The sequence below is a fragment of the Rhodococcus sp. (in: high G+C Gram-positive bacteria) genome (genome assembly GCF_049591685.1).
GTDB lineage: Bacteria > Actinomycetota > Actinomycetes > Mycobacteriales > Mycobacteriaceae > Rhodococcoides.
In genome coordinates, this window is sequence record NZ_JBAWFH010000349.1 from 1 (window position 1) to 21357 (window position 21357).

Sequence of the window (21357 nt, forward strand, 5' to 3'; positions counted from 1 at the left end):
TCTCACGGTTCTGCTGCGGATCCTGTGCGAGATCGTCGCCACCGTTCTGCTCGCCGGCGGCATGATGGATCTGCTGTCGGAAACGATGGCGCTCACCGTAACCGCCGTCGTGATGGTGCTCGTCAGCTACGTCGTGGTGGGGGTGGGCCCGCGCACACTGGGTAGGCAGCACGCCTACTCGATCGCGCTGTCCGCTGCGTTTCCGTTGCGCGCGCTCGGTTGGATCCTCGGCCCGATCAGCCGGTTGCTCATCCTCATCGGTAACGCGATCACTCCGGGACGCGGCTTCCGAAACGGCCCGTTCGCGTCCGAGATCGAACTGCGTGAACTCGTCGACATGGCACGCGAACGAGGCGTGGTTGCCGACGACGAACGACGCATGATTCAGTCGGTCTTCGAACTCGGCGACACCTCGGCGCGCGAAGTCATGGTTCCGCGGCCCGAAATGGTGTGGATCGAATCAGACAAGTCTGCGGGACAGGCCACCTCGCTCGCAGTGCGCAGCGGCCACTCACGCATTCCGGTGATCGGGGAGAACGTGGACGACATCGTCGGCGTCGTTTACCTGAAAGACCTGGTGCAACAGACGTATTACTCCACCGACGGTGGACGCGGTGTCAAAGTCTCACAGCTGATGCGTCCGGCGGTGTTCGTTCCCGACTCCAAGCCCCTCGACAGTTTGCTGTCGGAGATGCAGCGCGACCGCAATCACATGGCCCTGCTCGTCGACGAATACGGCGGCACCGCAGGACTCGTCACCATCGAGGACGTCTTGGAAGAGATCGTCGGGGAGATAAACGACGAGTACGACTCGGACGAGGTCGCTCCGGTGGAAGACCTCGGCGAAGGACGCTACCGCGTGTCGTCTCGGGTGCCGCTCGAAGACGTCGGCGACCTGTTCGGGATCGACATCGAATCCGAAGACGTCGACACGGTCGGCGGCTTGCTCGGGTACGAGCTGGGCCGGGTGCCGCTGCCGGGGTCTCGCGTCGAAACACACGGCTTGATTCTCGTGGGTGAGGGCGGAGCAGACCAGAAAGGCCGCGTACGGGTCACGACGGTTCTGGTCGAGCGTGTACCGACCGATGACGATTTCGAGGACGACGCCGAGTCGAACGCCGATACGAAATCGAAAGACACCGATGCCTGAGCCCGTCGGATCCAGCAGGACGCACGATACGCACGATACGCCCGATACTTATACGACCATCCCCACCCGACCCGGTGGGATGAGCTGGGAGGTGCTCGATGACTGATTCGAGCGAGAAAGACTTCAGATCCGGATTCGTCTGCTTCGTGGGGCGACCCAACACCGGAAAGTCGACGCTGACCAACGCGCTCGTCGGCTCCAAGATCGCCATCACATCCTCTCGTCCGCAGACGACGCGGCACACCATCCGGGGCATCGTGCACCGGGAGAACGCGCAGTTGATTCTGGTGGACACACCCGGATTGCACCGTCCCCGAACGCTTCTCGGGCAACGCCTCAACGACCTCGTGCAGGATACATATTCCGAGGTCGACGTCATCGGGCTCTGCATCCCGGCCGACGAGAAAATCGGACCCGGTGACCGCTGGATCCTCGAGCAGGTGCGTCACATCGCTCCGAAGACCACGCTCATCGGCATCATCACCAAGATCGACAAGGTCAAGAAGGAGCGCGTCGTTCAGCAGCTGATGGCGCTGTCCAAGCTCCTCGGCGAGAACAGCCACGTCATCCCGGTGTCAGCTGAATCGGGGGAGCAGGTCGAGAAATTGGTCGATCTTCTGGCGTCCGAACTGCCGCCCGGCCCCGCCTTCTACCCCGACGGCGAGCTCACCGACGAGCCCGAGGAAATCCTCATGGCCGAGCTGATCCGCGAGGCCGCCCTCGAGGGGGTGCGCGACGAACTCCCGCACTCCCTCGCCGTCGTCATCGAAGAAGTCACCCCGCGCGAGGGTCACGACAACATGCTCGACGTCCACGCCATTCTGTACGTCGAACGTTCGAGCCAGAAGGCCATCATCATCGGCAAGGGTGGGTCGCGGCTCAAGGAAGTCGGCACCGCCTCACGGCTGCAGATCGAGAAGCTACTCGGGACTCGGATCTACCTGGATCTGCATGTGAAGATCGCCAAGGATTGGCAGACCGACCCGAAGCAGATGGGCAAGCTCGGTTTCTGAACACACCTGCGGTGTATCGCCGGACCGTCGTCGAAACAACAGGTTAACAACAGCGAAAGAGGACTGCTGTTTACTCGGTTCGATTGCTCGTCGAATTGGAGGCGCAGACCATGGCCCAGCACGATACGGCCCAGCACGACATCGCGTCCATCGTTGCGGAGATGTCATCGCCTGCGGTGGCGCAGAGGATGAACGGTGCAGTCGATTACCTCCGCTTCGAAGGTCGTTGTGACAGCTTCTTGCTGGCGTATCGCGACGAGGCGTCGGACAGGTATGTCACCGTCGAGCAACGCGGGTACGACGGCGGTGTTGCCGGGTTCCTGACCGGCGATATCGACCGGCTGCCCGAGTTTTCCAAACAGTTCGGTCATTTGGACGAGGTATTCGACTGGACCGAGGTTCCGGGGTTCGGGACGTCACAGACGGCGATGTCCGTTCTCCGGCCAGTAGGGTTCTCCAACGGCGTGCTGATGCTGTTGCACGACGACGGCGGCAACATCATCGGAATGTGTCACGGCAACGTCGAGAAGGAAGAATTTCCGACACCGGGGAAGACAATTCTCGAGCGGATGCGTCCCGCGTTCACCAGGTATGCCGGCGACCTTCGCGCGAAGTCGCGGTTCAAGCTGACCACTCGTGAGATCGAGATCCTCGGGCTGATCCGACGTGGAATGTCCAACGTCGAAATAGGCGAGGAATTGGTGTTGTCGCCGCGCACAGTTACCACCCATGTCGAAAACATTCTTCGCAAACTGGGCGTACCCAATCGAGTGATGGCTGCGGTGTACGCCACCGAGCTCGGGCTCGGATCCGATCTGCGTACCATCGATTCGATGTCCCGTGCTGCGTCCTGAGATCGTCCGAAGGGCGCGACCGGTTTCAACACCGGTGTGACGTGGTGGAAACATGTCCGCACCCCGTGACGTATCGCCGAGCGACGTTGTGATCCAGCACATTCCAAATACGTAATTCGACGTATTCACCTCCGCGGTTTCCCTCTCTACGGTTTTCAGTATCCCGCTTGGTGCGATGGCGCACCTGCGGCAAACGGAGACGACAGTTCTCCTTCACTGAAGTAGATCGAAGGACCACTGACATGAACAATGCTTCTCGAAGGGGCAGCGCGTGAAGCGCGGTCGTCGGCTCGCGGGCCTTGCCGCGGCGGCAGTACTGGCCGTCTTGTCACTGACCGCATGCGGTACCGGTGGTGAGGTCGTAACAGACAACACCTTCGTCGTCGCGATCGAATCCGAGGCAGACGTTCTGGACCCGCAGGTCGCAGGCGGCTGGGTGACGTGGCGCATCAACCAACAAATCTTCGAGCCCTTGGTGACCGAGGATCTGCGGACGCCGTCCAGCGAAGCCCCGGTGCCGGCTCTCGAGCCTGGTCTCGCCCAATCCTGGGACATCTCTCCTGATGGGCTCACCTACACCTTCCAGATCAGGGAGGGCGTGAAGTTCCACGACGGCACGGCACTCGACGCAGCTGCCGTCGAGTACAACTTTCGGCGTATGTGGGACAAAGAATCTTCGCAGTACTCTGCGAAAGCGGCAGGCCAGACCAACTTCATCTGGCTGAACACCGAATCTATCGAGACCGTGGACGAGTACACACTCGTGGTAAAGCAGTCAACGCCATTCTCGCCGTTCTTGCGCATGCTCGCTCAGGGCGGCAACGGATCGACGGCGATCATGAGTCCGACGGCCATCGAGCGGTACGGTGAGAACATCGGTGATCACCCGGTGGGCACAGGGCCGTTCGTGTTCGACGAGCGTATTCGCGGGGAGCGAATCAGCTTGAAGCGCAACGAGAACTACTGGGGAATAGAACCGTCCATCGGGGGTGTTGTCTTTCGGCCGCTGCCCGACGCCTCGGCGCGTGTCGCCGCGCTCCGGAGCGGTGACGTCGACATGATCGCAGTGCCGAGCCCGGACAGCGTCGACAACCTCGTCGACGAGGGCTATCAGTTGTCCGAAGGCACGCCGCCGCACGTGTGGTACCTCTCGTTCAACATGCAGGACCCGAACATGGCGATCAAGGAAGTCCGCCAGGCGATCAACCTGGCGATCAATCGTGAGGGCATGGCAACTGATCTTCTGCGCGGAACGGTCAATCCGGCCTACGGGGTGCAGGCACCGGCCAACGGCGCGTTCGTCGAGCGCACCGACGCGTACACGAGGGACATCGAAAAAGCGAAGGAGTTACTCGCGTCCGTCGGGATGCAGGATGGTTTCGAAACTACTCTGATCACCTCGGTGGACGGCTCGGGCCAGATCATCCCGACGCAGATGGCCGAGTACCTGCAGCAGAATCTGGCCGAGATCGGCATCACCATGAACATCCAGACGCAAGAATGGATTTCGTACCTGGGAACGTGGGCGCAGGGAATGCAGCCGGGCGTGGGTATGGCCCAGATGTCCTGGGGTATGACCACTCCCTACTGGCTGTACATCGTGACTTCCTCGAAATTGCAGGCTCCCAACGGCGTCAACGTCGGGTACTACTCGAGCCCAGAACTCGATGCTGTGATGGACAAGGCGATTCAATCCACCGACGAGGAAGTCACGAATGACTACTGGCGTCAGGCAAACGACATCGTCACCGAGGATGCTGCTCTCGCACCCGTCGTCAACGACAAAGCCCCTTACGTACTCGCGCCATACGTCTCCGGATTCGTCTCCGCGAGCGAGGAGTGGTACGACCTCAAGGAAGTGAGGCTCGAGCAATGATAGGAACCCTCCGCTCACGGCTGCTCTCCACGGTCGCCGTTCTTCTCGGTGTCAGTCTCATCGTCTTCCTGCTTTTGCAACTGGTCCCAGGAGACCCGGCCCTGACCATTCTGGGTTCGGGCGCGACGTCGGAATCCGTTGCGGCAGTGCGCAGTGAACTCGGACTTGATCGGTCACTGCCAATTCAGTATCTGGACTACATGGGCGGACTGCTCCAGGGCGACCTCGGTCGGTCGCTGACGGTAAACAAGCCGGTCACCGAGATCATGATGCCCAGATTTTGGAATACGATCATCCTGACGGCGGCAGCTCTCGCGCTGTGCATAGTGATCGGTGTTCCGCTCGGAATTGCCGCCGCGCGCAAGCAGAACGGCTGGTTCGATAGAATCGCCATGTTTGCAGCTCTCGCCGGGGCGAGCGTTCCGGTGTACTGGTTCGGACTCCTTCTGATCGGGTTCTTCTCGATTGAACTGGGAATGTTTCCTACGTCGGGCATGTACAACAGCCGCCACCCGGGTGGACTCGGTGATGTGTTGACACACCTCGTTCTCCCTGCCGTCGCAGCGGCGCTGGTGCCGCTTGCGGTCATCGCCCGCATGACTCGAAGCGTCATGGTCGATGTGCTGCAACAGGACTACATTCGGACTCTCCGCGCGTCTGGCCTGTCGGAGCAGTCGGTGCTCTGGCGCCACGGCTTGCGCAACGCGTTGCCGCCGATCGTCGGAGTCATCGGCCTGCAGGTCGGTTATCTGCTCGGTGGTGTGGTGTTTGTCGAGGTCGTCTTCGGCTGGCCGGGCCTCGGGCAGCAGCTTTACACCTCGATCACCCAGCGAGACATACCCGTCGTCCAGGCAGGGGTGTTGTTCATCGCTCTGGCCTTCGTCGTAGTCAACCTCTTCGCCGACATCGCCGTCGGCCTCCTGGATCCGCGTACCCGAAAGACGGTGACCGCATGAACGCCGCAGTAGACATGGAAGCCCGTGTAACGCCCGCCGGTAAGTCGATCGCCACGGCCGCGTCGGCGACGACCACACCGCAGTGGAAGCTCGGTCTCCGCACGTTCTGTCGCGACAGGGTCGCCCTCGTATCAGCGCTCTTTCTGGTCCTGGTCACATTGACTGCAATCTTCGCGCCGATCCTCACCTCGTACAGCCCGATCGCGGGAGACCCGGTGAATCGGTTGGCGGGTGTGGGTACCGAGGGACACATTCTGGGCCTCGACGGGCAGGGCCGCGACATCCTCTCCCGCTTGCTTTACGGAGGCAGAAATTCCCTTCTCGTCGCGGTTGTTCCGGTGTTGGTGGTATTCCCACTGTCGCTGCTGATCGGGTTGTTTGCCGGCTACACACGCAGCCGTGCGGGTGAACTGCTCATGCGGGTGCTCGATGTGTTGTTCGCATTCCCACTGGTTCTCCTTGCGATCGCGCTGTCTGCCGTCCTCGGCGCAGGACTCGGGAATGTGATGCTCTCCATCGGAGTGACCCTGATTCCGTACATGGCTCGCGTGGCCTACACCGCCACCGTGCAGGAAGCGGGCAAGGAATACATCGAAGCTGCCCGTGCCTACGGTGCCAATCCGGGGCATTTGATGTTCCGCGAACTCGCGCCGAACGTTATTGCTCAGTTGGTCGTGTACGCAACGACGCTGTGCGGGTTGATGATCGTGGTGGCCGCCGGACTGAGTTTCCTGGGCGTCGGCGTCGTACCCCCAACGCCGGACTGGGGGATCATGACTGCGGACGGGTCGAGCGTGCTGCTCGAAGGCATTTACCACATCGCAACCATTCCCGGTCTCGTCATCCTTTTCGTAGCCCTCGCGTTCAACCTCGTCGGCGACGGAATCCGTGATGCCCTCGACCCCAGAAAGCAGACACGATGACCACCGAGCCTCTCTTGGACGTTCAGAACCTCCGCGTCGACTTTCGCACCGACGCTGGGATCGTCCACGCAGTCAAGAACGTGTCGATCACACTCGGAAAGGGCGAAATTCGCGGGCTCGTAGGTGAATCCGGATCGGGGAAGAGTGTCACCTCGCTCAGCGTCCTCGGACTACTCGGCAGCGCTCGCGCACGTATCGAGGGTGGCAAAATCATGTTCCAGGGCGAGAACCTCCTGAATAAGACTGAAAGAGAGATGCGCGGCATCCGTGGCAGTCACATCGGGCTGGTCTCGCAGAATGCGCTCAGTGCACTCGACCCGTCGTTCACCGTCGGGGCGCAGTTGATCGAAGTTATCCGGCTTCATCAGAAGGTGGACAAGGCAACCGCACGGAAGAAGGCGTTTGAGTCTTTGGAACTCGTCGCCCTGCCGGATCCGGTGCGGCGAATGAAGGCGTATCCCCACGAGCTCAGCGGCGGTCAACGTCAGCGTGTTGTCATCGCAATAGCGCTGGCATGTAGGCCGGAACTGCTGCTGGCGGACGAGCCGACGACTGCTCTCGACGCCACGGTGCAGAAGCAGGTACTCGATCTGCTACTCGAGATCAATCGTGAACTGGGAACAGCAATCCTCATTGTGACACACGATTTCGGGGTTGTCGCTCACGTGTGCTCGGAGGTGACGGTCATGCGCCACGGCGAGGTCATGGAGGCCGGCAGGACAACGGATGTGCTGGAGCGCCCGAAACACCCGTACACACAGGGGCTGATGAGCGCAGTGCCAAAGCTGCATCTCGGTGAGACCGAGCGTGCGGTGCCGCGGGCCAACCGCAGGCTCTTCGAATTCAAGCAGCTCGCGTCGGTTCAGGGAGAGTGAGAGATGACGATCGATGACTTTGCTGCACCTCTGGTAGCAGTACGCGATCTGCGCAAGGTGTACAAGGTTCGAGGAGAGGGACGAGAGCAAGCCGATTTTGTTGCGGTCAACTCGATCAGCTTCGACATCTCGAAAGGAGAGACCTACGGTTTGATCGGCGAATCCGGCTCGGGAAAGACCACGACCGGCAGGATGGTGCTCGCATTGGAGAAAGCGACGTCGGGATCGGTTTTGTTCGAGGGCAACGACATCTCCGTCATGAACGATCTCGACATGCGCCGGTACCGCAAGCGCATGCAAATAGTGTTCCAGGACTCCGGCTCTGCCTTCAATCCACGCCGGAGTGTCGGCGCACAGATCGGGTATGCGCTGCAGCGGTTCGGTATCGCGCCGAAAGGCGAAATCAGGAGCATGGTACTCGAGATGCTGGGCAGAGTGGGAATGGAAGCTTCGCACTACGACCGCTACATTCACGAGTTCTCGGGCGGACAACGCCAGCGCCTCGGCATTGCACGTGCGTTGATCACCGATCCCGACTTCCTCGTCCTCGACGAGCCGACTGCGGCGCTCGACGTCTCGGTGCAGGCGCAAATTCTGAACTTGCTCAAAGATCTTCAGCTCGAACGTGGGTTGACAATGCTACTCATAACACACAATCTCGCGCTCGTCGAGCACATGTGTGACAACGCAGGAGTGCTCGACCACGGCACCCTCGTCGAATCGGGCTCGGTCGACGATCTGCTCACCACACCGAAGACCGCCGTTACCCGTTCATTGGTCGATGCGGTTCTCGAGCCGACGAAGGTAGCGAGCTGATGCGTGAGCACAGGTGGGCTGCAGCAGCGTTGCGCGCACGTGGCGTCCCGGTGGCCATTGTGGGCGACGCCGATCCGGCCGCCGCGTCGGCCGTGCGTTCGGCGAGCCGACTCGCCGCGGCGGTGCATCCGTCCGACCAACTTCCGCTCATCCTCGCTACGACAGTCCCGGGAACGACAGGAGGAACGGAATGATCGACCCGACTGGTATGACTGCGACATCTATTCACCACGCTGTCGAAGCGGGCGAACTCGATCCAGTCGAAGTTGTCGACGCCTATCTCGACCGCATCGCAGCGCTCGACCCGTTGGTGGAATCGTTCGTATCGGTGTGCGCCGACGAGGCACGTGCCGAGGCCGAATCACAACGCGACGCCGTACGAGCCGGCAACCCCGGCGGTCCACTTCGCGGAGTTCCGTTCGCGGTCAAGGATCTCTACGACGCTATCGGACTCCCGACGCGGTCGGGTTCGCTCGCGTCGTCGGATCTCCCCGTCAGCGAGGATGCAGCCACCGTGTCTGCGCTACGAAAGACAGGGGCGATCCTGATCGGCAAAACGACCACGCACGAGTACGCCTACGGTGTCACGACTCCTCCTACCAAGAATCCGTGGTCGCTCGACCGTGTGCCCGGAGGGTCCAGTGGCGGGTCCGGAGCAGCCGTCGGTACCCGGTTGGTGCCGTTGGCGTTGGGAACGGACACCGGCGGGTCGATACGCATTCCCGCTGCATTGTGTGGGGTGACAGGGATGAAGGCGACGTACGGACGAGTCAGCAAACGCGGAGTGACCGTGCTGAGCTGGACACTCGACCACGCGGGTCCGCTGACGACGAGCGTCGCGGATGCGGCTCTGGTATTGGGTGTCACGGCAGGTCACGACCCTGCGGATCCGTACAGTGCGCAGCTTCCCGTGCCGGACTTCGGCGCAATGCTGGATCGCGGCGTTGCAGGCCTGAGATTGGGGGTCAGCGAAGGCTACTTCTGCAATCGACTCGAACCAGGAGTGGCGGCCGCGTTCGAACAAGCGGTGCACGAGCTCGAAAATGCCGGTGCGACGATCGTGCCGGTGTCGTTCGACGGCGTTGACCTGTGCCCGGACATCGTCGGAGTGATCGCTAGCGTAGAGGCCGCGTCGTTCCACCAGGCGCGCGCGGCAGAGCGACCGGACCTGTTCGGCCCCAACGTCGTCGACGCGTTGCGTGTCGGGCACCTGCACACCGGAGTCGCTTACGTCGACGCCCAACGGGCGAGATCCGTGGTGACGGCTGGAATGAACCGCATGTTCAATGACATCGACGCGCTGCTGTCGCCGACCTTAGCCAGTACCGCACCCGTACTCGATACCACCCGAATGATGCTGGGGAACCGGCACATCGACGTCCTGAACGGGCTCAACGCGCTGACCGTCCCCGCCAACGTCACCGGAATGCCGGCTTTGTCGGTGCCCGCTGGGTTCGACGACGCGGGCCTGCCGGTTGGACTGCAGATCATGACCGCACCCTTTCAGGAAGCACTCGCATTCGCCGTCGGCCGGGCGTACGAGGCTCGCACCGACTTCGCCTCTGCGGTTCCAAGGACCGCGTTCACACTGACAGGAGATTTACTGTGACCCAGAATTTCGAACCAAGCAAGGGACAGCTCGCGGCCGTATTCGAGTACGCGGGCCTGCCGATGAGCGCAGAGCGCCTCGATTCGGAATTCGAGACCTATAGTTCCACTCTTGCGCTCATCCGTCAGGCGAGGATCACCGGGATCGGCGAGACAGTACCCGCCGCAGCATTCAACGCGTCCTGGGAATAGACCAACACTCTCCGGCCGGAAAGGTCTGCACATGGAAATATACGAGCTGCCATTGTCCGAGGTTGCCGCGAAAATCAAGACGAAGGACGTATCTCCCGTCGAGGTTGCGCGATCGTCCCTGGATCGGCTTGTCGAGGTTGAACCGGCCATCACAGCATTCGTGACAGTCACCGCTGAGCACGCGCTCGCCCAGGCTGCTCGGGCGGAGACCGAGATCTTGGCCGGGAACTACAGGGGCGTACTGCACGGAATTCCGCTGGGCATCAAAGACTTGTACGATACCGCGGGTATCCTCACGACGTCGAGCTCGGCTCAGCGCGCGGACAACGTGCCCACCGCGGACAGCGCGTCCGTGGCCAAGCTGTACGACGCGGGCATGGTCATGGTCGGGAAGACTCACACCCACGAGTTCGCCTACGGCGCAACGACACCGACGTCGGGAAATCCCTGGGATCCGACCCGCACTCCTGGCGGATCCTCGGGTGGATCGGGTGCAGCGGTCGGGGCAGGCGTGGTCCACGTAGCGCTCGGCAGCGATACCGGCGGATCCATTCGAATTCCCGCGGGTCTGTGCGGAACGGTCGGGCTCAAGCCGACGTTCGGACGAGCATCGCGTGCCGGAGTGGCGTCGCTGTCCTGGTCGCTCGATCACGTCGGTCCGCTGACACGCAACGTCGTCGACGCCGGACTTGTCATGGCAGCGATGTCTGGTTACGACCGTCGGGACCCGGCGTCGGTGAATCGTGCGGTGCCGGATTTCGTGGCAGGTATCGAGAAGGGCGTTGCAGGAACACGAATCGGGATCCCGAGGAATTTCTACAACTACCATGTCGAGCAGGAGACCCAGGACGTCGCTCGTCGGACGGCCGAATTGCTCGAGAGTCTAGGGGCAACCCTGGTCGAGGTGGACATTCCTCTCGCGGAGTACATCCTCCCGGTCGAGTGGGGCATCCTCACGGCAGAGGCGAGCGCCTATCACATGGATGCGTCGAGAACGTCGCCCGAGAGGTTCACCGAGGAAGTACGTACCCTCATCGAGACGGGTGAAGCGATCCTCGCCACCGATTACATCAGCTCGATTCGCCTGCGGACCAGGATTCAGGAAGCCTGGCGGGACATGTACCAGAACATCGACGTACTGTTGGCGCCTACGGTCCCCGGAGTTGCGGCGCTGCGGGAGGATCCGTACTTCCGCTGGTCCGACGGCGTCATAGAGGGTGCGACAAGTGCGTATTCGCGAATGTCGGCTCCGGCCAATGTCACCGGATTGCCGGCGTTGCAGGTACCCGCGGCGTTCTCGGCTTCGGGCTTGCCGATCGGGGTCCAGATCATCGGCAAACCGTTCTGCGAGGCGGACATCCTTCGGGTCGGTTTCGCTCTGGAGCAGGCGTCCGACGTAGTGGGCAGGATTGCACCCTTGGCATCCCCTGCATCGGTCTCGGCGTGACTCTCGCGTCGTCGATCACGGTAATCGACGAGATCGTCGGTCATGAACTGGAGTTCGGCGTTGCACGGAAGCTGCACGAACTGCGGCATCGACACGGCGTCGAGTACGTCCGACTGGACGCGGCTGATCTGGCGAGATCTCGCCTTCGCGTGACCTCCGACGCAGGTCACGACTACGCCGTCGCCTTGGATCGCGACAAGCGACTGGCGGACGGTGCCGTACTGGTGCTGGACGACGTCAGAGCAGTCGTGGTGCGGGCGGGAGCTCCGAGGATCCTCGAGCTGCGCGCAGTAGACGCCGCGGCGGCAATGGCGCTCGGATTTCTGGCCGGTCACCTGCACTGGAGGGCCACCATGGCCGGCGGGGCGATGTCAGTGACGCTGGAAGGACCGGAATCGGACTATCGTGCCCGAATCTCGGAGCTACTGGATTCCGGGGCCGTCGAGCAGATCCAGGAATGACTGCGTCGGATTTGATTGCGATACTCCGCCTTGGAGACAGCGCATTTCCATCCGGTGGATTTGCGTTCTCCTCCGGCTTGGAAGGTGCTGTGCGCGACGGTTTCGTCGTCCATGAAGCCGATGTGCTTGCGTTTGCAGAAGAAGCTGTCACGGGCCGCTGGCACACGATGGACCGCGTACTGCTTCGATGCGCCTGGACGGATCCGTTCCGTGCGGACCGTCTCGCGGAGGCGTCGAGTGCGATCTCGACCCTCCGTGAGGCGTCTCGGCGGGCCGGGGCGGCGTTGTTGTCGACGTTCGCATCCCTCGGTACCACGGGCGTCGTCGACTACCGGGGTGATGTGCTTCGTGGTTCGACGCCTGGCCACCTTCCCGTCGCCCAGGCCGTCTGCTACCAAGGAAACGGCCTGAGGATGGTCGACGCCGAGGCGGTCGGAGGCTGGCATGTCCTGGCCGGAATTGCCAGTGCCGCGCTGCGTCTCGGGGTGACCGGGCACCTCGGATCGCAACGGATCATGGAGTCGGCCGGGCCGGTATTGGCGTCGACGCTCGAACGGCTGCCGGACAAGGAACCGTCGTCGTTCACGGCCTTTGCAGATATCGCGGCGCAGCGCCGCGGTGACGGTATCAGGTTGTTCGCAAGCTGACCGAAGTCCACAGTCCAATGAACAGGAGCAAGCGGTTGTTTCTCACCCCGACCGAGATGGAGAGGCTGACGGTGTTCACCGCCGCTCAGATCGCCCGCCGAAACCTGGCTCAGGGAGTGCTCCTCAGCTACCCCGAGGCCGTTGCCTACCTCACCGACGAGATAATGCTCGCCGCGCGCAAGGACATGACGTTCGACGCAGTGATCGATCACGCATGCCACCTGCTCGTGGCCGAGCAAGTCATGACCGGCGTCCCGCAGATGTTGACCATCCTCTTGGTAGACGCGCCGTTCGCAGAAGGGACCAAGTTGGTCACCGTCGTCGACCCGATCGCCTGGAACGGCGGCGAACGCACGCCGGGCGAGATCCTCCCGGCCGAGGCCCCGATCGAATTGTTCGCCCATCTCGACAATATCGCGCTAAGGGTCGTCAACACCGGTGACCGAGACGTTCAAGTGCGCAGCCAAACTCACTTTTTCGAGGCAAACGATGCATTGCAGTTCGACCGCAAAGTGGCATGGGGACACAAGCTCGCCGTAGCAGCTGGAGCAGGCGTGCGATTCGAGCCAGGAATACCCGTGAGCGTCCAACTCGTTCCAATCGAGGGCGACCGCATCGCCCACGGCTTTCGCGGTCTCGTCGGTGGCCCGCTGGACGGCGGTGAGCACGCGTGATCCGCATCGACCGGGCGGCCTACGTGCGGATGTTCGGACCGACGACCGGAGATCGAATTCGGCTGGCCGACTCCGATCTGTTCGTCGAGATCGAGAAAGACCTCACCACCCCCGGTTACGAACTTCTAGCCGGAGCGGGCAAGAACGTCCGCGACGGGGAGGGCTACCGTCCCACGTCGACCTCTTCGTCCGGTGCGCTCGACTACGTGTTCACCAACGCGACGATCATCGACGCTGTTTCTGGAATTACAAAGGCGGACATCGGTATCCGAGACGGTCTGATTGTCGGGATCGGTAAGGCCGGAAATCCGGACGTGATGCCCGATGTGACACCAGGCATGATTGTGGGTCATATGACGACACCGATCCCGTCGGAGGGTCTCATCGTCACCGCAGGTGCGATAGAGACTCACGCACACTTGATTTCGCCACAGCAGAGTGAACATGCCCTGTCTACCGGGACGACGACGTTGATCGGTGGATCGCCGGGCCCTGCGTTCGAGGTCGGTACGGGAAGCGCTCGTAATCTCGGTTTGTTCTTGAAGGGTGGTGAGGGGTCGGCGATGAATTTCGTCGCCTTCGGCCGTGGATCGTCGGACGCATCAGCTGTGCGCGAATCCGTCGCAGCGGGGGCAGGCGCAGTGAAGATTCACGAGGATTTCGGTGCCTCCCCCGCGGTCATCGACGCGACGCTACGCGCCGCTGATTCTGCCGACTTCGCGGTGCATCTGCACACGGATTCGATCAACGAGTTCGGATTCGCAGAGACGACGATGTCGACCATCGGCGACCGGACGATTCATATGTATCACGTGGAAGGAGCCGGGGGAGGGCACGCACCTGACCTGATTCGGTGCGTCGGGTACGACAACGTTATTCCGGCATCGACCAACCCGACGAACCCATACACCGCCTACGCATTGGACGAGGGCGTGCCGATGACGATGGAAGCACACAACATGAACTGGAATGCACCGGAGGACGTTGCGTTCGCGGAGGCTCGCATTCGCCCGCAGACGATGATTGCCGAGGATTTCCTTCACGACATGGGCGCGATCTCCATTTTCGGTAGTGACACGCAGGGTATGGGCAGGGTCGCCGAGAACATCGCGAACTGCTGGCTACTGGCGGACATCATGAAACAACGCGTCGGTCGACTTCCGGAAGAAACGACGGCGTCGTCCGACAACGAGCGAGTCAAGCGCTACATCGCCAAACTGACCGTCAACCCAGCCATCTCGATCGGTGCAGGCAGGCACATCGGTTCGGTAGAAATCGGAAAGGTCGCCGACCTCGTATTGTGGTCACCGGCATTCTTCGGGGTTAAACCGAACTTCGTCATGAAGAACGGATTTGTCGCTTGGGCAGCGCTCGGGGACGCGGCCGGGAGCATCTCGCGATCCGAACCGGTGGTACAGCGGGCGAATTGGGGTTCGCTGGGGTCGGCGCCGGCGCGGCTCGGATTCGTGTTCATGTCCGGCCTCGCGACCGATGCGGGAATCCCGAAGTCCCTGGGTCTGCGGAAGAACGTGTTGACGATCGATTCGGTTCGGGGCTTACGAAAGAGCGACATGGTCCGGAATTCGGCACTGCCCCACGTCGACGTCGATCCGCGCACGTTCGAGGTGCGGGCAGACGGGCGACTTCTCACCGGTGAACCCGCAGTCACGGTTCCCTTCTCGCGGAGGTACATGCTTCGATGAATGCACTACGAACAGCAAGGATCGGCATCGGCGGGCCAGTCGGATCTGGCAAGACTGCCTTGGTGGAACAACTCATCGCCGAGTTCGCCCGGCGGGACCGCTCGGTCTCGGTGATCACCAACGATCTGGTGACCGCCGAAGATGCGGAGCGGGTCAAGCGATCGGGTCTGATCAATCCAGCGCGAGTCCGGGCCGTCGAGGCCGGAGGATGTCCGCACACGGTCATCAGGGAGGACCCGTCGCTCAACATTGCGATGGCAGATCAGCTAGAAGCGGAATTCCCCGACACCGCGGTGCTTCTGCTCGAAAGTGGCGGTGACAATCTGGCGTCGACCTTCTCGCGCGACCTGGTCGACTACTGGCTGTTCGTGATCGACGTGGCCGGAGGAGACGACATTCCGCGCAAGCGCGGGCCGGGTGTCGTGCGGTGTGATTTATTGGTGGTCAACAAAATCGATCTCGCACCTTACGTCGGAGCGGACCTCCAACTGATGCTGCGAGAAGCGGACGACGTGCGTTCCGGTCGGCCGATCGTCTGCACGAATGCCCGCGCCGGGACGGGAATCACCGAGCTGGTCGACATTCTCGACCGTGAGATCTTGTTCGTGTGAGTGAGGCACTAACACTCGATCTGTCGTTCACTGCCGCAGGCACGCGAACAGTGATGAACCGAAGGCGCTATCGATGGCCACAGACGGTCGGCCGAGTGTTCTACCTCGATGTGGCAGACCCCGGACACGGGACCGTTCTGATCCAGAATGCCGGCGCATCGCTGCATCCAGGCGATTATGTGAAGCAGCGAATCTCGGCAAGCGGGGGCGCGCGCATCGACGTGTCCGGGCAAGGCGCGATGCTTGTCACAGGTGTTCCCGGCGCGGGGCCGGCCGTCGAGGAGACAGACTTGCGGGCCGGAGCGTCGACCGGGCTCGCCTACCGGCCCGAACCGCGGATCCTGACCGAGTTCGCACACGTGGAGCAGAACACCAGTGTGGTTCTGAAGGCGGGCGCGTCGGTCGTACTGACAGATGCTGTCATCGTGCACCCAGACGTGACGGAGGAGTCGTTCGGGAGCTTTCGGTCCCGGGTCACTGTGTCGACGACGGGTGACATACGCATGTTCGACGCTCAACACGCGACTACGTTGCCGAGCCCGCACTCGGGTCTGCGCGCCTTCGCCACGGTTTATCTGTTGGTGGGCGACGAGAATGCCGTCTCGTCTAATGCGTCGTTTGATTGGCCGAACGGCTTGGAGGGGTTGAACGGTTTTGACGGCCGATCGGGTGCATATGCGGCCGGTACAGCTCTCCCGAACGGCGTCGGCTACGCAATTCGTATCGCAGCGGCGGGAGGGGAGACGCTGAGAAGGGCGCTCGAGACCGCTGTCGGGCTATTCCGCGCAACGGAGCACGTGTACCCGGTAGACACATCGTGACCGTTTTGTCGCCGCCCGCGTTACCAGCCGCAAGAGAACGCGTTCAGCTCAGGAGCGTCTCAGCGTGGTTGTTACTTGCTTGGCGTCCCGCGAGCGGTGTCGGGCATCCCTAGGGCCCGCGACGTGGAAGACTGAACGCGTGAGGCTCTACCGGGACAACGCAGTCGTGCTGCGCCAGCACAAGCTGGGCGAAGCCGACCGCATCGTCACGCTCTTGACCCGTGACAACGGCATCGTTCGAGCCGTTGCCAAGGGTGTGCGTCGCACCAAGTCGAAGTTCGGTGCCAGGCTGGAGCCGTTCGCGCACGTCGACGTGCTGCTGTACCCCGGCCGCAACCTCGACATCGTCACCCAGGTGCACACCGTCAACGCGTTCGGCGGCGATATCGTCACCGACTACGGCTGCTACACCACCGGGTGCGCAATTCTCGAGACCGCCGAACGGCTGGCAGGTGAGGAACACGCACCCGCGAAGCGCCTGCATCAACTGACGGTCGGAGCTTTGCGTGCGCTCGGCGAGCGTGCTCGCCCTTCCGAGCTGATTCTCGACGCCTTCCTGCTGCGCGCGATGGGGTTCTCCGGGTGGGCGCCGTCGCTGACGGAGTGTGCGCGGTGCGCGGCGCCGGGGCCACATCGTGCGTTCCACGTGGCGGCAGGTGGATCGGTGTGTGTGCACTGCAGGCCACCCGGGTCGGCGACGCCGATGACCGGAGTTCTCGACCTGATGGTTGCACTCGAACGCGGTGAATGGGCCTATACCGAGACCACGTCGACCGCGGTGCGCAGGCAGACCAGCGGCCTCGTCGCAGCTCATCTGCAGTGGCATCTCGAGCGGCAATTGCGCACCCTCCCGCTGATCGAACGCTCCACTCCGCACGAGATCCGGCCTGACTCCGAGACTCCGGTGGCGGTCGGGCAGGATGAAGACCGTGATTCGACGACGCGAACCGCGCACACAGCCTGACGAGGTGTCGGCCGTACGGCCGCCGGATCCTCATCCGTCCGGTGCGCGACCTCCCATCCTGCAGCCCGAACTGATCCCGCGTCATGTCGCGTTGGTGATGGACGGCAACGGGCGATGGGCTCAGGAACGCGGAATGCCCCGCACCGCGGGACACGAACGCGGCGAAGCAGTGCTGATGGACACCGTCTGCGGATGCATCGACATCGGCGTCAAATGGCTCTCTGCGTATGCGTTCTCGACAGAGAACTGGAAGCGCAGCCCCGACGAGGTGAAGTTCTTGATGGGCTTCAACCGTGACGTCATTCGTAGGCGTCGAGACGAGATGAACGAGATGGGTGTTCGTGTCCGCTGGGCGGGTCGCCGGCCCCGGTTGTGGCGCAGCGTCATCAACGAGCTCGAAGTCGCCGAGGAGTTGACGAAGAAGAACACCGTCATGACGTTGACGATGTGCGTCAATTACGGTGGGCGTGCCGAAATCGCCGACGCCACAAAAGAAATCGCACGGCAAGTGGCGGCGGGGAAGCTCGATCCGGAGAAGATCACCGAGGCCACCGTCGCCAAGTATCTCGACGAGCCGGATATGCCCGACGTCGACCTGTTCCTGCGTCCGTCGGGGGAGCAGCGGACGTCGAACTTCCTGCTGTGGCAATCGGCCTACGCGGAGTTCGTTTTTCAGAAGAAGCTTTTCCCGGACTTCGACCGCCGGGATCTGTGGGAAGCATGCGTCGAATACGCCTCGCGAGACCGCAGATTCGGTGGAGTCAAATATGAGTGAGCAGTTGTCGTTGCAGTCCCGCGCGGAAGTCGCGCTGTCTCAGTTCGCCACCATCGTGGTGGGCGACGAGGGGTCGTTGGGATTCGACTACGCCGGCGCTCTCTGTTCCCTACGGTCGGTGGAACTCTCGCCCGGACTCGAAGTGCTGTCCCTGACGGCAGTGCTCGCGTGGGACCGGCCGCTGAAGGCATCGCTGCACAAGAAGGTGGCGGACAGAAACGCCGAATCCCAGTTCGGGTCCATCTCGGTCAACACCCACGACAAGTTCGCGGATGTGCTGCTGCGCTACACCTTTCCGGCAAGCGGCTTGGAAGACGAAGCGCTCCTGACGATGTTGGTTCTCGTCCTCGGCGGTGTCGAGAAGGCGCGCGAGGGCCTTCTTCCCTGATCGACCGGGGGCTGAGGGGTGTAGATCGTCAGCTCTTGGCTCGGCACTCACTGCAGGTGCCGAAGATCTCGATCGTGTGGCTCACGTCGGAGAAACCGTTGGTTTCGGCGACACCCTGTGACCACTTCTCGACGGTCGGTCCTTCGACCTCGACGGTGTAACCGCAATCCCGGCACACCAGGTGGTGGTGATGGCCCGTGGAGCACCGACGGTAGACGGACTCACCGGTGTCGATGCGAAGCACGTCGACCGTACCGGCGTCGGCGAGAGTTTGAAGGGTGCGGTACACGGTGGTCAGACCGATGCCCTCACCGCGCTTGCGCAGCTCGTCGTGCAGATCCTGCGCCGAGCGGAACTCGTCGATGTTGTCGAGCAGGTCGGAAATGGCGCTGCGCTGCTTGGTAGCGCGCACGCCGACGACCACGGGCTTACGTTTTGGCTCCGTGTCGGTGGACGCCTTGTCGGCCATGAATCTAGCCTTCCTCTGCGTGTGCAACCGCGTCGACGACGATGTGGGCCAGATGATCGTCGACGAGGCGGTAGAGAACTTCTCGGCCGTTGCGTTCGCCCTGCACCACTCCGGCGGCCTTGAGGACGCGAAGATGCTGGCTTATCAACGGTTGGGTGACGCCGAGTGCCCCCACCAGCTCGTGCACGCATCGTTCCGACTCGCGCAACTGCAGCACGATAGCGATGCGGACGGGCGCTGCCAGAGCGCGAAGGATGTCGCCTGCCGCGGTCAGCGTTTCCTTCGGGGGAATCGGCGCCGGCGGCGCGGAGACGAACGGGTCGTGCTCGTGCCCGGGCGGGGCTGTATCGATGTGATCGTCGCCGAGGGGGGAAGGGTCTGTGTTCAGGACGGCCAACAGAAACTCCTTCGATCAGGGCATACGGTTCGTGACCACACTAGTCGAGCGTCTGTTAATGCAAATCACTTCCATTTTGATATGCACAAGTGCGCATGTCAAACCCCGACCGGGGAGCGTTCGGAGAAACCGGGTGCGACCGATAGGCTTCGGCAGTAACTAGTCCCTCTCACAAGACACAAGATGGAGAGCTCCGCCAGTGGCACCCAAGTCCAAAGTCGAGACCGTCGCCAACCTCGCCAAGCGTCGAGGGCTCGTGTACCCCTGCGGCGAGATCTACGGCGGTACCAAATCGGCCTGGGACTACGGCCCGTTGGGCGTCGAGCTCAAGGAAAACATCAAGAAGCAGTGGTGGCGCAACATGATCACCACCCGTGAGGACACCGTCGGCCTCGATTCCTCGGTCATCCTGCCGCGTCAGGTCTGGGAAGCGTCCGGCCATGTCGAAACGTTCAGCGATCCGCTCGTCGAGTCGCTCATCACGCACAAGCGATACCGCGCCGACCACCTCCTCGAGGCATACGAGGAGAAACACGGCCACCCGCCCGAAAACGGTCTGGCCGACATTCGCGATCCCGAAACGGGCGATCCTGGCCAGTGGACCGAGCCGCGTGCATTCTCCGGACTGCTCAAGACCTTCCTCGGCCCCGTCGACAACGAAGAGGGCCTGCACTACCTCCGTCCCGAGACCGCTCAGGGCATCTTCGTCAACTTCGCGAACGTACTCACCACCTCGCGCAAGAAGCCGCCGTTCGGCATCGGCCAGATTGGCAAGAGCTTCCGCAACGAAATCACGCCCGGCAACTTCATCTTCCGCACGCGTGAGTTCGAGCAGATGGAGATGGAGTTCTTCGTCAAGCCCGGCGAGGACGACGAGTGGCACCAGTACTGGATCGACTACCGCATGAAGTGGTACACCGACCTCGGCATCGATCCGGAAAATCTACGGCTCTACGAGCACGCGCAGGAAAAGCTGTCGCACTACTCCAAGCGAACCGTGGACATCGAGTACCGCTTCCGTTTTCAGGGCAGCGAGTGGGGCGAGCTCGAGGGCGTCGCCAACCGCACCGATTACGACCTCAGCGTGCACTCGAAGGCGTCGGGTCAGGACCTGAGCTACTACGAGCAGGCAACCGACACTCGCTACACGCCGTACGTCATCGAGCCCGCAGCCGGACTGACACGTTCGCTGATGGCGTTCCTCGTCGACGCCTACACCGAGGACGAGGCACCCAACGCCAAGGGCGGCGTCGACAAGCGCGTCGTACTCAAACTCGATCGTCGTCTCGCGCCGGTCAAGGTCGCCGTGTTGCCGCTCTCCCGCAACGCCGATCTCACGCCCAAGGCCAAAGATCTCGCGCAGCAGCTGCGGCAGTACTGGAACGTCGAGTTCGACGACGCCGGCGCCATCGGCCGCCGTTACCGACGGCAGGACGAGATCGGTACGCCGTTCTGCATCACCGTCGATTTCGACACTCTGGACGACCAGGCCGTCACCATCCGTGAGCGAGACAGCATGGCGCAGGAGCGCGTCGCTCTCGATCAGGTCGAGGGCTATCTCGCTCAGCGGCTCCTGGGCGCCTGATCTTCACCCTGGGGCGCTACGCACCCGTGCGTGGAAAGTGCTGTTCCAACAACACTTTCCACGCACGGGGTGCGTAGCGCATCAGAACCGGCCGCCGCCGCCTCCGAAGCCGCCGCCCCCGCCTCCGAAGCCGCCGCCGCCCCCACCGAAGC

At 62.4% G+C, this 21357-nt stretch carries 24 protein-coding genes; 22 read left to right on the forward strand and 2 right to left on the reverse strand.

What is annotated here, in order from left to right; translation table 11 throughout:
• The 21 genes from WBQ44_RS14585 to WBQ44_RS14685 form a co-directional block, all read left to right on the forward strand.
• Nucleotides 1-1150 (forward strand): hemolysin family protein (locus WBQ44_RS14585; RefSeq protein ID WP_495567389.1); only part of this gene is annotated, 1150 nt, incomplete at its 5' end.
• 98 nt (nt 1151-1248) lie between these two features.
• A complete protein-coding gene (gene era / locus WBQ44_RS14590; RefSeq protein WP_495567390.1) occupies nt 1249-2163 on the forward strand; it encodes a GTPase Era in 915 nt (304 codons plus the stop codon).
• Between the two features lie 110 nt (nt 2164-2273).
• Nucleotides 2274-3017 (forward strand): response regulator transcription factor, encoded by a 744-nt coding sequence (locus tag WBQ44_RS14595; protein ID WP_495567391.1) that lies wholly within the window; start codon nt 2274-2276, stop codon nt 3015-3017.
• 271 nt (nt 3018-3288) lie between these two features.
• On the forward strand, nt 3289-4893 hold the full coding sequence (locus WBQ44_RS14600) for an ABC transporter substrate-binding protein (RefSeq protein WP_495567392.1): 1605 nt from the start codon (nt 3289-3291) through the stop codon (nt 4891-4893).
• Nucleotides 4890-5849, forward strand: a complete 960-nt coding sequence (locus WBQ44_RS14605; protein ID WP_495567393.1) for an ABC transporter permease — start codon at nt 4890-4892, stop codon at nt 5847-5849. Before WBQ44_RS14600 ends, WBQ44_RS14605 begins: the two co-directional genes overlap by 4 nt.
• Nucleotides 5846-6772, forward strand: a complete 927-nt coding sequence (locus WBQ44_RS14610; protein ID WP_495567394.1) for an ABC transporter permease — start codon at nt 5846-5848, stop codon at nt 6770-6772. The genes WBQ44_RS14605 and WBQ44_RS14610 overlap by 4 nt, the downstream gene beginning before the upstream one ends.
• Nucleotides 6769-7647: an ABC transporter ATP-binding protein gene (locus WBQ44_RS14615; protein WP_495567395.1), complete on the forward strand. Its 879-nt coding sequence runs from the start codon at nt 6769-6771 to the stop codon at nt 7645-7647. The genes WBQ44_RS14610 and WBQ44_RS14615 overlap by 4 nt, the downstream gene beginning before the upstream one ends.
• A 3-nt stretch (nt 7648-7650) precedes the next feature.
• Nucleotides 7651-8463, forward strand: a complete 813-nt coding sequence (locus WBQ44_RS14620; RefSeq protein ID WP_495567396.1) for an ATP-binding cassette domain-containing protein — start codon at nt 7651-7653, stop codon at nt 8461-8463.
• Complete coding sequence (locus WBQ44_RS14625; RefSeq protein ID WP_495567397.1) at nt 8463-8657, forward strand: hypothetical protein; 195 nt, start codon at nt 8463-8465, stop codon at nt 8655-8657. The genes WBQ44_RS14620 and WBQ44_RS14625 overlap by 1 nt, the downstream gene beginning before the upstream one ends.
• Complete coding sequence (locus tag WBQ44_RS14630; protein ID WP_495567398.1) at nt 8654-10072, forward strand: amidase; 1419 nt, start codon at nt 8654-8656, stop codon at nt 10070-10072. Before WBQ44_RS14625 ends, WBQ44_RS14630 begins: the two co-directional genes overlap by 4 nt.
• On the forward strand, nt 10069-10263 hold the full coding sequence (locus WBQ44_RS14635) for a hypothetical protein (protein WP_495567399.1): 195 nt from the start codon (nt 10069-10071) through the stop codon (nt 10261-10263). Before WBQ44_RS14630 ends, WBQ44_RS14635 begins: the two co-directional genes overlap by 4 nt.
• Before the next feature lie 31 nt (nt 10264-10294).
• Entirely contained in the window at nt 10295-11710 is a 1416-nt protein-coding gene (locus WBQ44_RS14640) for an amidase (protein ID WP_495567400.1), read from the forward strand.
• On the forward strand, nt 11707-12171 hold the full coding sequence (gene ureE / locus WBQ44_RS14645; RefSeq protein WP_495567401.1) for an urease accessory protein UreE: 465 nt from the start codon (nt 11707-11709) through the stop codon (nt 12169-12171). The genes WBQ44_RS14640 and ureE overlap by 4 nt, the downstream gene beginning before the upstream one ends.
• Nucleotides 12168-12818, forward strand: coding sequence for an urease accessory protein UreF (locus WBQ44_RS14650; RefSeq protein ID WP_495567402.1), 651 nt, complete (start codon nt 12168-12170; stop codon nt 12816-12818). Before ureE ends, WBQ44_RS14650 begins: the two co-directional genes overlap by 4 nt.
• A 35-nt stretch (nt 12819-12853) precedes the next feature.
• Nucleotides 12854-13492 carry an urease subunit beta gene (gene ureB / locus WBQ44_RS14655; protein ID WP_495567403.1) on the forward strand — a complete coding sequence of 213 codons (639 nt, stop codon included), beginning with the start codon at nt 12854-12856 and terminating at the stop codon, nt 13490-13492.
• A complete protein-coding gene (gene ureC / locus WBQ44_RS14660; RefSeq protein ID WP_495567404.1) occupies nt 13489-15195 on the forward strand; it encodes an urease subunit alpha in 1707 nt (568 codons plus the stop codon). Before ureB ends, ureC begins: the two co-directional genes overlap by 4 nt.
• Nucleotides 15192-15806 (forward strand): urease accessory protein UreG, encoded by a 615-nt coding sequence (gene ureG, locus WBQ44_RS14665; protein WP_495567405.1) that lies wholly within the window; start codon nt 15192-15194, stop codon nt 15804-15806. Before ureC ends, ureG begins: the two co-directional genes overlap by 4 nt.
• Entirely contained in the window at nt 15803-16627 is an 825-nt protein-coding gene (locus WBQ44_RS14670) for an urease accessory protein UreD (protein ID WP_495567406.1), read from the forward strand. The genes ureG and WBQ44_RS14670 overlap by 4 nt, the downstream gene beginning before the upstream one ends.
• A 139-nt stretch (nt 16628-16766) precedes the next feature.
• Complete coding sequence (recO, locus tag WBQ44_RS14675; protein ID WP_495567407.1) at nt 16767-17591, forward strand: DNA repair protein RecO; 825 nt, start codon at nt 16767-16769, stop codon at nt 17589-17591.
• Complete coding sequence (locus WBQ44_RS14680; RefSeq protein WP_495567408.1) at nt 17548-18366, forward strand: isoprenyl transferase; 819 nt, start codon at nt 17548-17550, stop codon at nt 18364-18366. The genes recO and WBQ44_RS14680 overlap by 44 nt, the downstream gene beginning before the upstream one ends.
• Nucleotides 18359-18754, forward strand: coding sequence for a hypothetical protein (locus WBQ44_RS14685; RefSeq protein WP_495567409.1), 396 nt, complete (start codon nt 18359-18361; stop codon nt 18752-18754). Before WBQ44_RS14680 ends, WBQ44_RS14685 begins: the two co-directional genes overlap by 8 nt.
• Before the next feature lie 28 nt (nt 18755-18782).
• Here the strand turns inward: WBQ44_RS14685 and WBQ44_RS14690 are convergent, their stop codons facing one another.
• Both WBQ44_RS14690 and WBQ44_RS14695 read right to left on the reverse strand, forming a co-directional pair.
• Nucleotides 18783-19223: a Fur family transcriptional regulator gene (locus WBQ44_RS14690; protein ID WP_495567410.1), complete on the reverse strand. Its 441-nt coding sequence runs from the start codon at nt 19221-19223 to the stop codon at nt 18783-18785.
• Between the two features lie 4 nt (nt 19224-19227).
• Nucleotides 19228-19575, reverse strand: a complete 348-nt coding sequence (locus WBQ44_RS14695; RefSeq protein WP_495567412.1) for an ArsR/SmtB family transcription factor — start codon at nt 19573-19575, stop codon at nt 19228-19230.
• 244 nt (nt 19576-19819) lie between these two features.
• Here WBQ44_RS14695 and WBQ44_RS14700 point away from each other — a divergent pair, with 244 nt between their 5' ends.
• On the forward strand, nt 19820-21205 hold the full coding sequence (locus tag WBQ44_RS14700) for a glycine--tRNA ligase (protein ID WP_495567411.1): 1386 nt from the start codon (nt 19820-19822) through the stop codon (nt 21203-21205).
• The last annotated feature ends 152 nt before the right edge of the window (nt 21206-21357 follow it).